This window comes from Pseudomonas sp. AC463, from assembly GCF_979253585.1.
On record NZ_CEEDDZ010000400.1, the window covers coordinates 1 to 303 of the forward strand.

The following is a 303-nucleotide window of genomic DNA, read 5'->3' on the forward strand; positions in this document are numbered from 1 at the left end:
GCTGACCCGCGGATTGACCTACGCCGAAGCGATGCCCGCCTCCGATCATAGCTGGCCCGCCTTCGTCGCCAGCGTGTTCGGGGATCGGAACCAGCTTCTCGCCATTCTGACGCGGGCGAGCGAGCGCGACGAAAAATGGGGGGCCTCCGGCTATACCCGCCGTATCGTCGCACGCTGGAAAACCGACCACGCGGTCGTCGAGGCGATCGGGCGCCTCGTTCAGCCGCCGATCGAGCCCCGCTCCGCCGCGTTGCGACCATTTGCGACGTGATGCGACGCCGCATTCCGGGGCTTTTCCTCTAG

At 67.0% G+C, this 303-nt stretch carries 1 protein-coding gene; it reads left to right on the plus strand.

What is annotated here, in order from left to right; translation table 11 throughout:
- Positions 1-271 (plus strand): hypothetical protein (locus AC0IYH_RS30715; protein ID WP_471837941.1); only part of this gene is annotated, 271 nt, incomplete at its 5' end.
- Positions 272-303 lie beyond the last annotated feature (32 nt).